9 protein-coding genes, 3 tRNA genes and 3 other RNA genes are annotated in these 12,298 nt (G+C 56.9%); 6 read left to right on the plus strand and 9 right to left on the minus strand.

The window, feature by feature from the left end; genetic code table 11:
• Nucleotides 1–160 precede the first annotated feature (160 nt).
• The 4 genes from NXS97_RS06975 (at nucleotide 161) to zitB (ending at nucleotide 5,187) form a co-directional block, all read left to right on the plus strand.
• Nucleotides 161–514, plus strand: coding sequence for a YbgS-like family protein (locus tag NXS97_RS06975; protein ID WP_013025086.1), 354 nt, complete (start codon nucleotides 161–163; stop codon nucleotides 512–514).
• Nucleotides 515–615: 101 nt separating this feature from the next.
• The gene (locus NXS97_RS06980) at nucleotides 616–1,197 is read left to right on the plus strand and encodes a response regulator transcription factor (protein WP_015700728.1); all 582 of its coding nucleotides are present in this window, start codon (nucleotides 616–618) and stop codon (nucleotides 1,195–1,197) included.
• A complete protein-coding gene (locus NXS97_RS06985) occupies nucleotides 1,179–4,253 on the plus strand; it encodes an ATP-binding protein (RefSeq protein WP_116219552.1) in 3,075 nt (1,024 codons plus the stop codon). The genes NXS97_RS06980 and NXS97_RS06985 overlap by 19 nt, the downstream gene beginning before the upstream one ends.
• A complete protein-coding gene (gene zitB / locus NXS97_RS06990; protein WP_013025083.1) occupies nucleotides 4,231–5,187 on the plus strand; it encodes a CDF family zinc transporter ZitB in 957 nt (318 codons plus the stop codon). The genes NXS97_RS06985 and zitB overlap by 23 nt, the downstream gene beginning before the upstream one ends.
• On the opposite strand, the gene pnuC is transcribed toward zitB, so the two are convergent.
• The 3 genes from pnuC to NXS97_RS07005 form a co-directional block, all read right to left on the minus strand.
• Entirely contained in the window at nucleotides 5,181–5,903 is a 723-nt protein-coding gene (gene pnuC, locus NXS97_RS06995; RefSeq protein ID WP_014593205.1) for a nicotinamide riboside transporter PnuC, read from the minus strand. The genes zitB and pnuC overlap by 7 nt on opposite strands.
• Before the next feature lie 25 nt (nucleotides 5,904–5,928).
• On the minus strand, nucleotides 5,929–6,990 hold the full coding sequence (gene nadA, locus NXS97_RS07000; RefSeq protein WP_014593204.1) for a quinolinate synthase NadA: 1,062 nt from the start codon (nucleotides 6,988–6,990) through the stop codon (nucleotides 5,929–5,931).
• A gap of 133 nt (nucleotides 6,991–7,123) precedes the next feature.
• The gene (locus NXS97_RS07005) at nucleotides 7,124–7,630 is read right to left on the minus strand and encodes a methylated-DNA--[protein]-cysteine S-methyltransferase (RefSeq protein ID WP_116219551.1); all 507 of its coding nucleotides are present in this window, start codon (nucleotides 7,628–7,630) and stop codon (nucleotides 7,124–7,126) included.
• Between the two features lie 158 nt (nucleotides 7,631–7,788).
• Between NXS97_RS07005 and NXS97_RS07010 the strand changes: the two genes are divergently transcribed.
• Together NXS97_RS07010 and NXS97_RS07015 are read left to right on the plus strand one after the other, a co-directional pair.
• Nucleotides 7,789–9,231, plus strand: a complete 1,443-nt coding sequence (locus NXS97_RS07010) for an AlkA N-terminal domain-containing protein (RefSeq protein ID WP_015700733.1) — start codon at nucleotides 7,789–7,791, stop codon at nucleotides 9,229–9,231.
• Nucleotides 9,232–9,359: 128 nt separating this feature from the next.
• The gene (locus NXS97_RS07015; protein WP_116219550.1) at nucleotides 9,360–11,198 is read left to right on the plus strand and encodes a methyl-accepting chemotaxis protein; all 1,839 of its coding nucleotides are present in this window, start codon (nucleotides 9,360–9,362) and stop codon (nucleotides 11,196–11,198) included.
• 163 nt (nucleotides 11,199–11,361) lie between these two features.
• Here the strand turns inward: NXS97_RS07015 and NXS97_RS07020 are convergent.
• From NXS97_RS07020 to NXS97_RS07045, 6 genes are all read right to left on the minus strand, one after another.
• Nucleotides 11,362–11,491, minus strand: a non-coding RNA gene (locus NXS97_RS07020) — RtT sRNA.
• A 44-nt stretch (nucleotides 11,492–11,535) separates the two neighbouring features.
• A non-coding RNA gene (locus NXS97_RS07025) (RtT sRNA) lies at nucleotides 11,536–11,667 on the minus strand.
• Between the two features lie 44 nt (nucleotides 11,668–11,711).
• Nucleotides 11,712–11,843, minus strand: a non-coding RNA gene (locus NXS97_RS07030) — RtT sRNA.
• Between the two features lie 44 nt (nucleotides 11,844–11,887).
• Nucleotides 11,888–11,963: transfer RNA gene (locus NXS97_RS07035), tRNA-Lys, on the minus strand.
• Between the two features lie 54 nt (nucleotides 11,964–12,017).
• Nucleotides 12,018–12,093, minus strand: a tRNA-Lys gene (locus NXS97_RS07040).
• A 59-nt stretch (nucleotides 12,094–12,152) separates the two neighbouring features.
• Nucleotides 12,153–12,228: transfer RNA gene (locus NXS97_RS07045), tRNA-Lys, on the minus strand.
• Between the last annotated feature and the right edge of the window lie 70 nt (nucleotides 12,229–12,298).

Genomic DNA, 12,298 nt, shown 5'->3' on the forward strand with positions numbered 1-12,298 from the left:
TAGACTTTTAAAGGTAATCACTGAGGAACGGTGGCTTACTTTTATTAACACCTGTCTTTAAGCTAACCAGCGAAATTTTATTTCGCTCAGGGCGCTTTTTCTCTGAACCTTATCTGGCAGCGGTTAGAGACAGCAAATATCATTTATTAACGGGAGCATAATGATGAATAAGTTTGCAATAATTTTTCTGACGGCAGCAATGACTCTGGGCAGTGGCGCAGCAATGGCTGCCAACGGAAACTCTAACCAGGCCGCAGCAGCAGGCGCAGTCGCCGGCGGCGCGAATGAGAATCTGCCACCGAACAAAGTGGATAACAGCAAAATTAATAACACCGGCACTGAGATGTCTTCTCCAACCCGAGACAGCACCTCCAGCAGCAAACACATGACTGCCGATGAAATTGACAAGAACACGCAGTGTAAAGATGGCAAATGCCCTGACATGAACAAAAAAGTGCATACCAAAAAAGGTGGCGGTCACGTTAATACCAAAACTGACGGCACCACGCAGTAATCATTGACTGTTGAGCTGATAAGGAGAGCCTGGCTCTCCTTTATTTTATCCCGCCGCAACTTCCGCTATGCTGAGCCTGTTAACTTGACAGGGAAATGTTCATGGCCTCACTGCTTCTGATAGACGATCATCCACTGGTTGAAGTAGCACTCGAAGCTGCATTGGCTAAATCCCCCATTCCTCTTCAACTTTATTCCGCCTGCAGCGAACAGTCTGCCCGCGCTTTTCTCTCGCTTCCGCCCGATATCATCGTGCTGGACATCGGCTTGCCCGATGGTGATGGGCTGGAGATCCTGCGTCGCCTGAAGATCCATTTACCCGACTGCCCGGTGCTGATTTATTCTGCCCAGCAAACTAGCCACTACGTCAGGCGCGCTCAGGCCCTGGGCGCGGCAGGCTATGTGGTGAAGAGCCAACGCATGGAGCAGTTACTCAGCGCGATTCTGGCGGTACTCGGTGGACACGTCGCCTTCCCCGACTGTCCTGACGAGCCGGAACTGCCGTTGACCAGTAAAGAGCGCCAGATACTGGCTTTGCTGGCCAGTGGCTTATCCAATCTGCAAATTGCCGAGCGGCTGCATATCAGTAACAAAACCGTCAGCACTCACAAAAAGAATATTCTGGAAAAAACCGGCACCCGCTCCGTCGTTGAGCTGGCTGATTTATGGAAAGCACAGCAGTGAGACGCTGGCTGCTCCTGTTCCTGCTGATGTTTACCACGCTAGCGCAGGCCGATGTGCGCCCGGTCAGCAGCATCAGTCTGCCCATGATGATGCCGGTCAAAGGCGCCGAGCTGATGCAGGGCAAAGTCTTGCGGGTCGGCCTGCTGGAGGAGAATAATGCGCCCTGGACAATGCGGGTGGGTAACGATCTCTACGGCATCGATGCCGATTACCTGGCCGCGCTGCACCAGTTAACCGGGGCGCAGTTCACGCTCAGTCTGTATGCCACTCAGGCTGACTTATTAGGCGCACTAACGGACGGCCGGATAGATTTTGCTTTGGGAATGATTGCCCCGCCCCTGCCAGCCAATACGGTCGCCAGCGACAGCTGGTTTAGCAGTCCGTTGCGTATTTATCGCAATCAGCAGAACCAGCGTGCCGTGATGTTCAATAGTCATAATGCTCAGTTGGCTATCAGTCATCTCACGCTGGCCCAGCTGCCCCCGGCCTTGGCGGCCCGTCATCAGTGGCGAACCTACGGCAGCGATCTTCAGGCGCTCTATACGTTGTTGAATCAGCAGAACGATTACGTTGTGGCGGATGAAACCAGCGCGGGTTTTCTGTTGAGTCAGTTGCAACAGGGACAAATCTACCAAATCGCTTCCGGCATCGATGCCGGTCAGCTCAACCTGCGCGCCGTGGCACGCGATCCGGCGCTTATCGCGTGGCTGAACGAGAGTCTGCGCCAGCTCCCCGCCGAGCTGATGAGTACCCTGCAGGCGCGCTGGAGCAGCAGTCTTCCCCGCTATCAGGACACGCAGACGCTGATGCTTAGCGCCAGCGAGCGCGAGTGGATAACGGCCCACCCGGTTGTGGCCTACGCGGCTGAAGCGGATAACTATCCCTGGAGTTACCGTGACAGCAACGGCACCGCGCGGGGCTACGGTATTGATCTGCTCAACGCGGTGGCCCAAAGCACAGGATTACGTTTTACCCCGCGCTGGGTTAGTAACCCTCAGGAGGCCGCCAGTCTGATCGCTCAGCACCAGGTGATGTTACAGCTGATGCAGCCGCTTAACGGCGAAACGCAAAGTACCAGCCTGCCGGTCTGGCGCGCGCTGTGGGGCATTTATATCCGCCAGCCAGCTGACTGGTCACACTGGAGCGATCTGGCAGGCAAGCGCATCGGAATTCTGCAGAATAACCTGGCGCAACGCCTTATTCCTGAGAACGCGCAGGTTCAACGCTACAGCGACCGAAACAGCCTGTACGATGCGCTGGCAACCGGGCAGATTGACGCCTTAGTCGATAACGTGTTGTCCGCGCGCTGGCGGATTGCCAGCCGTAACGATCCGCAGATTCATCTGGCTTTTGCCGCCAGCGATATTGCGTGGCCCATCGCGGTGGGCATCGCGCCCGATCGGCCCGAGCTGCGTTCCCTTCTGGATCGCGCATTGCAGCAGATCCCCGCCGATACGCAAAACCAGATGCGCGATCGCTGGTCGATGCCACCGCAACCTGGCAGCGTTGCGGCGATGCGTGTCCTGCCGGTGGCCGTATTGTTGACGGGCGGCGTCGCCATCGTGATTTTGCTGGTGCTGCTTGCCCGGCGTTACTGGCAACAGCGACGTGACCGTCAACAGCGTGAGCAGGCCGAACGCGCCAACGCGATGAAAAGCCAGTTTTTAGCGACGGTCAGTCACGAGCTGCGCACGCCCATGCAGGCGATACTGGGCTTGCTGGAGCTGGAAAAACAGCAGCGTTCCAGTGACAACCTGCAACTGCTGCACCGCAGCGCGCAGTCACTGATGACGCTGCTTAACGATCTGCAGGATCATGCGCGAATTGAAAACAACAGTTTTGCCCTGTCGCCCCGTCCGCTGGCGCTAGCCCCCTGGCTGGCGCAGCAGCGCCATTTCTACCACCCGCTGATGCGCCCGGAGGGGCCGCGGCTGCAGGTTGAAGCCCTGACCCCGCTGCCTGACGCGATTATGATGGATGCCGATCGCCTGCAGCAGGTCGTGAATAATCTCATCACCAACGCGTTTAAATTTACCCGGCAGGGCCTGATTCGCCTGACGCTGTCGGCCACGGACAGGTTGCAGTTAACCGTGAGCGACAACGGCAGCGGCATCCCGGCAGAGGAGCAGCGTAAACTGTTCGATCCCTGGTACCAGGCACCGTCGGGAAAAGCCGTATCGGTCCAGGGCAGCGGACTGGGGTTGTTTATCTGTCGGGAGATGGTGCAGCGGATGGGCGGCGATATTGCACTCCATTCCGTACCCGGCAAAGGCACGGATGTCACGATCGTGCTGCCACTGATCCCCTGTGATCCCGTTCCTGACAGCGACCCGACGGCCCTGCCGGGCTTTCCGGGGCTGCGCGTGGCGGTGGTTGACGATCATCCCACCAACCTGATCGTCATGGAGCAGCAGCTTGCCCGCTTTGCTGTTCAGGCTGACTGTTTTGAGCATGGCCGCGATCTGCTGCTGGCCGATGCGCGCTGCCCTTACGACCTGCTGTTTATCGATCAGATGATGCCGCGTCCTGATGGCACGCTGCTGCTGCGCCTGTTACGCCGTCGGCAACGACAGCGTGGCGGCAGGCAGCGACGGGTGCTGTGTTCCGCCGACGCGCAGTTACTTAACGTGCAGCTGGCTGCGAACGAGCGCGTGCTGATTAAACCAGTTCAGCTTCAGGATATCGGCGAGATACTGGCAGACTTCCGCGACGATCCGCTCGCGTCAGTGGAGGACAATCTGTGGCAGCTGGCACAGCAAAACGAGAAATTTCTTAACCGACTGGGTAAAACATTACGTGATACCCTGGAGAAAGATCGGGCACAGCTGTATGCCGCGCACCAAGCCGGTGACGCGACGCAGCTGGCCGAGTCAGCACACCGTATGAAAGGAAGCTGGCTGTTGATTGGCATTGAAGAAGGGGCAAGGCTCTGTCAGCAGCTGTCTGACAAGGCGAAGCACCAGCAGGACAGCTCAGCAGAATGGCAATTGCTGATATCATTGACCGACAGGTTATTACTCAAACTGGATACTTATGGCACACACCCACTCTCATAGCGGTCAGGACACCAACCGTAAGCGCCTGATGGCGGCCTTTGCCGTGACGGCGCTCTTTATGGTCGCGGAAGTGATTGGCGGCTGGATTTCAGGCTCACTGGCCCTGCTGGCGGATGCAGGTCATATGCTGACCGACGCCGCCGCGCTGCTGATGGCATTACTGGCCGTACAGTTTGCCAAACGTAAACCCAACGATCGTCATACCTTTGGTTTGCTGCGGCTTACCACGCTGGCCGCCTTCGTTAACGCCATTGCCCTGATCCTGATTACCTTCCTGATTGTCTGGGAAGCCATTGAACGCTTCTCCCATCCGCAGCCCATCACCGGCGGCCTGATGCTGGGCATTGCGATTGGCGGGCTGCTGGCGAATATTCTCTCATTCTGGCTGCTGCATCACGGCAGTGAAGAGAAGAACCTCAACGTGCGGGCGGCCGCCTTGCATGTGATGGGCGACCTGCTGGGTTCGGTAGGTGCCATCGTCGCGGCGGTCATCATTCTGTTGACGAACTGGACGCCTGCTGACCCTATTTTGTCGATTCTGGTATCACTGCTGATACTGCGTAACGCCTGGGCGCTGCTGCGGGAGAGTTTTCATGAGCTACTGGAAGGCGCGCCTGATTCGCTGGATGTGACTAAGCTCAGACGCGATCTGAAGCGTAATATTGCAGAGGTGCGCGATGTTCATCATGTGCATGTCTGGCAGGTGGGCGAGAAGCCGATTTTAACGCTGCATGTTCAGGTGATCCCGCCGCGCGATCACGATGGTTTACTGCGCCGCATTCACACCTATCTGCACGACCATTATCAAATTGAACACGCGACGGTGCAGATGGAGTTTCAGCCCTGTGTGGGACCGGACTGCGCGCTTAACACGCCGGTGATTGAGGGTGCTCACCACCATCACGAGCACGGTGAGCACGCACATCATCACTGAGCAGACAGCGCACGAGAACCCTGTTTTCGTGCGCTGATTATCCACATCCTTGAGCCATTGAGCGCAATCAACGTCAAAATAGCGTACTCCAGCGCCATCGCGTAAACCCCCTGACGGGCAAATATCATCACGCTGATGACGTTGATAATCACCCAAAGCAGCCAGTTCTCGACGTACTTACGCGTCATCAGCACCATGGCCACAATCGACAGCACCATCAGGCAGGCGTCCCAGAAGGGAAACGCATCCGGCTGCAGCGTGGGCATCGCCACGGCAAAGCCCGCCGCATTCATGAGGCTCACCGCCATTTGAGTGAGAAAGGCAAAGACCGGATCGATATACACCGTCATAAACGCAATCGCGATCACGCAGCCAACCGCCCAGCCAATGGCTTTTGCGCGCGGTAACCAGCGTATAGTTAACTCGGCCTGATGATCCGACGTTTGCCGACTCCAGGCGTACCAGCCATAAACGTTAGCCGCAAAAAAGAACAGCTGTAACAGCAGGCTGGCATAAAGCTGAATTTGAAAAAAGATCACCGCAAACAACGTGACGTTTAGCAGACCAAACGCATAGTTGACGATCTTTTCCAGACTGGCGAGCCAGATACACAGCAGGCCCGCCAGTGTCCCAATGGCTTCAATCCATGACAGATCGTAGCCCGTGGCCCCCAGGGGGATGTGCACTAAAATATTTTGTGTGCTAAAAAAATCCATATCAGCCACCTGTCAAAGACGCGCGTTACGCGTTTCCTTTCACGTTATGTTTGAGATTTGCAGCAAAGGATAGCATACGGTTCAGCGGCACCAGTGCGGCTTCACGCAGGGCCGCATCCACGTGAATTTCATGTGCCTGCCCACCTGACTCCAGCGCCTCGGCAATGGCTTGCAGTCCGTTCATGGCCATCCAGGGGCAGTGCGCACAGCTTCGGCAGGTCGCACCTTCGCCTGCCGTCGGCGCTTCCAGCAATATTTTGTCGGGCACCGCCTGCTGCATCTTGTAAAAGATGCCGCGATCGGTCGCCACGATCATCTGCGGATGCGGCAGGCTTTTGGCAGCCTGAATCAGCTGGCTGGTCGAGCCTACCGCATCGGCCAGATCCACAATCGCCTGGGGCGATTCGGGATGAACCAGCACCGCCGCATCCGGATAAAGCGCCTTCATCCGCTGCAGTGCCTGGGTTTTGAACTCATCATGGACGATGCAGGCGCCCTGCCAGCACAACACATCGGCCCCGCTTTTTTGACTGACGTAGCGCCCCAGATGCCGATCGGGTGCCCAGATAATCTTTTCACCCAGGCTATCCAGATGCTCGATTAATTCCACCGCGATACTGGAGGTGACCACCCAGTCGGCGCGCGCTTTCACCGCCGCCGAGGTATTCGCGTAAACCACGACTGTACGATCGGGATGGGCATCGCAAAAGGCGTTAAATTCCTCAATCGGACAGCCCAGATCCAGCGAGCATTCGGCTTCAAGCGTGGGCATCAGGACGGTTTTTTCCGGGCTGAGGATTTTGGCCGTCTCCCCCATAAACCGGACGCCGGCCACCAGCAGCGTACCGGCCGCATGCTGGCTGCCGAAGCGCGCCATTTCGAGCGAGTCAGAGACGCAGCCACCGGTTTCTTCCGCCAGGGCCTGAATCTCAGGATCGGTGTAGTAATGCGCCACCATCACGGCATTGCGAGCCTTAAGCAGCGCTTTAATTTTTTCCCGATAAAAGGTTTTTTGCTCGTCGTTCAGCCGGGCAGGCTTCGGCGGAAAAGGATAAACAGCATTTTCTGGATCAAAGATTGCGCTCATGACACCGCTCTCGTTCTGTAAAATTAACGAAAATCGCCAGTTAAGGCTTAACAGGACGTAAATATCGCCATCGTGTTTTATATGCTAAACACGATAGCGGAAAAGCGGCAGAGTGTCGTGTTTTATTTGTTCGCTACGATGAAGAGAGGTCGACAAGCCCCTGCTGGGGCGCTTCCAGCTTGAGTAAGAAGGCTTTGACCGCCAGCCCGCCCGCAAAGCCGGTCAGTTTGCCATTCGTCCCAATCACTCGGTGACAGGGCGCCACAATCGACAGCGGGTTTCGGCCATTCGCCGCGCCCACCGCGCGCACCGCGGCAGGATGACCAATCGCCTCGGCAATTTGTCGATAACTGCGCGTTTCGCCAAAGGGAATGGTGAGCAGTGCCTGCCACACTTTTATCTGAAAGTCGGTTCCGGCGAAATCCAGCGATAAGGTAAAACGCCGGCGCGTCCCCGCGAAATACTCGTGCAGCTGGGTTTCGGTTTCGCGCAGCACCGGATGGTTATCGTCGCGTTCTACCGGCGATAAGCGGGGATGTCTGCGCACTTCGTCCTGCCATAAAATGGCCGCCAGACCGCGATCGCTGGCGATAAGCGTGAGTTCGCCGACCGGGGTTGTCACAGGTTTGCAGTAATACATGCTGTTCCTCCCATCATCATTCTGTCGGGCATTATCGCACTTTTTTAGCGTCAAACTGGCTGTTTTCGGTCATTACAATAAACTGATGTGCTGTCCGAAAACAGCCAGTCAATCTCATCCGCCAGCGCTACGCTGTCGCTATTTGCCGGAGAGCAACCATGTTTGATCCAGATACGGCTTACCAGGCGTTAACGTCGCGGGATACGCGTTTTGACGGCGTGTTTTTTGTTGGCGTGACCTCAACCGGCATTTATTGTCGTCCGATATGTCCGGTTAAGCCGCCGATGCAAAAAAACTGCGTGTTCTTTAGCAGTGCTGAGGCCGCGGAGAAAGCGCGTTTTCGCCCCTGCCTGCGCTGTCGTCCTGAACTGGCACCCGGTAATGCGCCCGTCGACAATGCCCACAGAGTCGCTGACCGTCTGGTGCAGCGCATTGAAGAGGGGTTGCTGGAAGAGCACGCAGGGCTGGACGACATCGCCACCGAGTTTGGCATGAGTGCCCGTCAGCTGCGGCGGATTGTGCAGCAGGAGTTAGGCGTTACCCCGCTGGAGCTGAAACAGACACGGCGCATGTTGCTGGCCAAGCAGTTACTGACTGAAACCACGCTCCCGGTTACCGATGTTGCCTACGCCAGCGGCTTCGGCAGTTTACGGCGCTTTAATGACGTGTTCCAGGCCCGCTATCGCATGACACCCGGCGCCTTGCGAAAAACCGCGCCGCAAGCCACACAGCAGCCAGGCGATACCATGCAACTGCAGCTCAGCTATCGCCCGCCCTATGACTGGCAGGCGATGCTGGATTTTCTGCAGTTGCGGTTGATGAAAGAGATTGAAGCCGTTGAGGGCCAAACCTACCGCAGAACCGTGGCGCTGGGTCAGTATCGCGGCTGGGTCAGCGTTTCACCGCTCCCGGCCAGGCATGCGCTCCGCGTTGAGTTCACGCTGTCCCTGACGCCGGTATTACCTGCACTCCTGCGCCGCCTGCGCGATCTGTTCGACCTGAACGCGCAGCCGCAGCGAATTGCGGCTCACCTGCAGCAGGATCCTCTGCTGGCACAAAGCCTTCATGACGCTCCCGGCCTGCGCGTGCCTGGCGCGTTTGACAGCGTTGAAATGGGCGTCCGTGCCATTCTGGGTCAACAGGTCACCGTGAAAGCGGCGACCACCCTCAGCAGCCGTTTTGCCCAGGCGTTTGGTGAGCCCTGCTCGACGCCATTCCCGGACCTGTCCCGCTATACTGTCCAGCCACAGCGCATCGCACAGGCGACGGTCGATGAGATTGCCAGCCTTGGGATTGTCAGCGCGCGAGCCAGAGCGATTCTGGCGTTTGCAGGTGCCTGTGTTGAGGGCAGCCTGCGTTTTAACGCTACGCTCACGCCTGATGAGATCATGACGCGGCTGGTCGCGCTGCCGGGCATTGGCCCCTGGACCGCGCATTACATCGCCATGCGCGCACTGCGCTGGCCTGATGCTTTTCCCAAAGAGGATATTGCTATACGCAATAAGCTGGGAGGCCTGACGCCTAAGGCCGCAGAAGTTCGTTCGCAGCAGTGGCGCCCGTGGCGCAGCTATGCCGTGATGCATATCTGGAAAAGCCTGTAAGCCTTACGCGGCGCGCTCATAATTTCTGCATTATCAAAAAAATAACCGCGTTCTTACTAAACTCCTGCCCTGTGCAACCGATAACCAATTTGGCTTAACATCGTTGACATGGGCAGGAGGCAGAAGTCATGGGGTTGCGGTTAGAAAATACAAAAATTGCGCACAAACTCAGTTTAGGATTTGGACTCGTTTTATTGTTAGTGGTGGGCTCGGGCAGTATCAGCGTATTACGCTTTAAAAATATTCGTGATGTTTATGAACAAAGCACCCTGATTTACGATATCAACATTGATGTCTTTCAGGCCAAAGTCAACCGGCTCAAACTGCTTTATGGGGATGAAAAAGCCGGCAAAGTGATGGCAGATTACATTGCCCACGCCTCTCAGCTCACTCAGGATGCTCAGCAGTTCACATGGCAGCCTGAACAGCAGGCTGAACTTCAGGCTATCGCCAGTCAACTCAGTCACTTTCAAAGCAGCATCACCACCATGACCCAGGCAGTCCAGACGTTGGCCGCCACGGGTAAACAGCTCGATCAGCGCAACATGCAAAGCCAGTCAACCCTGTACGAAGCGTTAATTAAAACGCAGATGACCGATGCCAGCGTACTGTTCCAGCAGCTTCTCGCCATCAGCCAGCTACGCGATCAGCTTCAGTTACTGCGCTACGACCCGGTTAATGCCGCTACGCTTCAGGTGCAGCTTGAACAACAAGCCAGGACGATTCAGTCCAGCGTCTCCGCCTTATTACCGCAGTTGCCCCCGGAGGCACAGACGCAGTTGAACGCACTGTGGAGCGCAACGCTTGACGTGAAACAACTCAGTGAGCGTTACGCGGCAGGCTTTCGCGAACTCAGCGTTGCGGAAAGCGCCGTTAAAACGGACGGTGATAAAAGCAGTGCCATCATTAAAATGCTTCTGCAGCAGATGAAAGCGGAAAACAGCAACCTGACCCACGGTTCAATTAATCTGACGCTGCTGACGGTCAGCATTGCGGTTCTGCTGGGTATTCTCATCGCCTGGCTGATCAGCCGTCAGATCACCGCCCCTGTCCGAAACAACCTGCTGCTGGCCGAGCGCATCGCCAGCGGGGATTTAAGTGCCGATATCAAACCGGGCGGCCGTGATGAGCTTAGCAAGCTGGCCGGTGCAATGGGCGCAATGAATCACCGCCTGCGGACGATGATTCAGGAAGTCCGCGACAGCGTCTTCACCGTCTCCCAGGCGGCGAGCAGTATTAACAGCGACAACCACAACCTTTCCTCACGGACTGAGCAACAGGCAGCGGCTGTCGTGCAGACTGCTGCCAGCATGGAGCAGCTCACCGTGACGGTGAAGCACAACGCGGATAACGCTCGCCATGCCAGCCAGATAGCGGCGGAAGCCTCTTTGCAGGCTGAGCAAGGCGGTGCTGCGGTGAGTGAAGTGGTGCAAACCATGGGCGACATTTCTGCCAGTTCCAAAAAAATTGCCGAGATTACTGCCGTCATTAACAGCATCGCGTTTCAGACCAATATCCTGGCACTGAATGCGGCGGTTGAAGCGGCGCGGGCGGGCGAACAGGGGCGCGGATTTGCGGTGGTCGCCAGCGAAGTGCGTAATCTGTCTCAGCGCAGTGCTCAGGCGGCGAAAGACATTGAGCAGCTCATCAGTGCATCCGTTGGTCAGATTGCCGAAGGCAATAACCGCGTTGCGCGTGCGGGCGAGAGAATGGGACAGGTGGTGAATGCCATTTCCCGCGTCAATCATATTGTGGGTGAGATCTCTTCGGCTTCTGACGAGCAAAGCCGCGGTATTGAGCAGATCGCCCGGGCGGTATCGGAGCTGGACAGCACCACGCAGCAAAACGCCTCGCTGGTCTCCGCCTCTGCCCTGTCCGCCAATGCCCTGGAAGATCAGGCGCTGCGGCTCGAAACGCTGCTGAAACAGTTCAATCTCGAACCGGGCCAGCAGACCGCCGCACGCTAATCCTGCTGATGCCTCACGCCACACAAGCGCCCACAGGGCGCTTTTTTTATGGCAGATAGCAGCAAGGAGGCGGATGATTCAGTCGGCCTGTGGCGGGCGCTTATCGCACGTTTAACCGCACTGCACGCCTGACGAAATTCCCGGTGGGTGTGCTTTTGTGAATGGGTGGGTCGTGCAGGATTGCCTCGGCCGGCAGGCCTCGCCCTCCGGGTAATGCTGACGCATCAGCCTAATCGTTCCGCGATTCAGTCGAACCTGCTGCAGGTTCTCATCCCGCACGCTTAACTACGCGGCGCGACAAACGACAAGAGCGCCCACTGGGCGCTCTTTTCTGAATGGGTGGGTCGTGCAGGATTGCCTCGGCCCGGCGGGCCTCGCCCTCCGGGTAATGCTGACGCATCAGCCTGAATCGCTGCGCGATTCAGTCGAACCTGCGGCAGGTTCTCATCCCGCACGCTTAACTACGCGACGCGACAAACGAAAAGAGCGCCCGGAGGGCGCTCTTTTCTGAATTGGTGGGTCGTGCAGGATTGCCTCGGCCCGGCGGGCCTCGCCCTCCGGGTGATGCTGACGCATCAGCCTGAATCGCTGCGCGATTCAGTCGAACCTGCGGCAGGTTCTCATCCCGCACGTTTAACTACGCGGCGCGACAAACGAAAAGAGCGCCCGGAGGGCGCTCTTTCCTGAATTGGTGGGTCGTGCAGGATTCGAACCTGCGACCAATTGATTAAAAGTCAACTGCTCTACCAACTGAGCTAACGACCCGCTCGGGGCTGACAACCGCTCAAACACATTCACCAATAATGCCTGAGGTTAAGATGGTGGGTCGTGCAGGATTCGAACCTGCGACCAATTGATTAAAAGTCAACTGCTCTACCAACTGAGCTAACGACCCATCTTAAGGTTGTGAAGCAATACTGAAGGTTCTCTTGGGGAACAACGTCCTGCGGGAGATGGTGGGTCGTGCAGGATTCGAACCTGCGACCAATTGATTAAAAGTCAACTGCTCTACCAACTGAGCTAACGACCCATCTTCAGGCTTGCCAGACACATCTGCAATGTGTCCCGGCAACGGCGGCATATATTACTGATTTACCGAG

It is taken from the genome of Pantoea sp. B623, from assembly GCF_024814475.1.
Taxonomy (GTDB): domain Bacteria; phylum Pseudomonadota; class Gammaproteobacteria; order Enterobacterales; family Enterobacteriaceae; genus Pantoea; species Pantoea ananatis.

Bases quoted from the DNA above. Each gene is read 5' to 3' on its own strand.
- NXS97_RS07005 (WP_116219551.1), bottom strand. From the start codon at position 7,630: ATGTATTACTGCAAACCTGTGACAACCCCGGTCGGCGAACTCACGCTT.
- NXS97_RS07015 (WP_116219550.1), top strand. From the start codon at position 9,360: ATGGGGTTGCGGTTAGAAAATACAAAAATTGCGCACAAACTCAGTTTA.
- NXS97_RS07010 (WP_015700733.1), top strand. From the start codon at position 7,789: ATGTTTGATCCAGATACGGCTTACCAGGCGTTAACGTCGCGGGATACG.
- NXS97_RS06975 (WP_013025086.1), top strand. From the start codon at position 161: ATGATGAATAAGTTTGCAATAATTTTTCTGACGGCAGCAATGACTCTG.
- nadA (WP_014593204.1), bottom strand. From the start codon at position 6,990: ATGAGCGCAATCTTTGATCCAGAAAATGCTGTTTATCCTTTTCCGCCG.
- pnuC (WP_014593205.1), bottom strand. From the start codon at position 5,903: ATGGATTTTTTTAGCACACAAAATATTTTAGTGCACATCCCCCTGGGG.
- NXS97_RS06985 (WP_116219552.1), top strand. From the start codon at position 1,179: ATGGAAAGCACAGCAGTGAGACGCTGGCTGCTCCTGTTCCTGCTGATG.
- zitB (WP_013025083.1), top strand. From the start codon at position 4,231: ATGGCACACACCCACTCTCATAGCGGTCAGGACACCAACCGTAAGCGC.
- NXS97_RS06980 (WP_015700728.1), top strand. From the start codon at position 616: ATGGCCTCACTGCTTCTGATAGACGATCATCCACTGGTTGAAGTAGCA.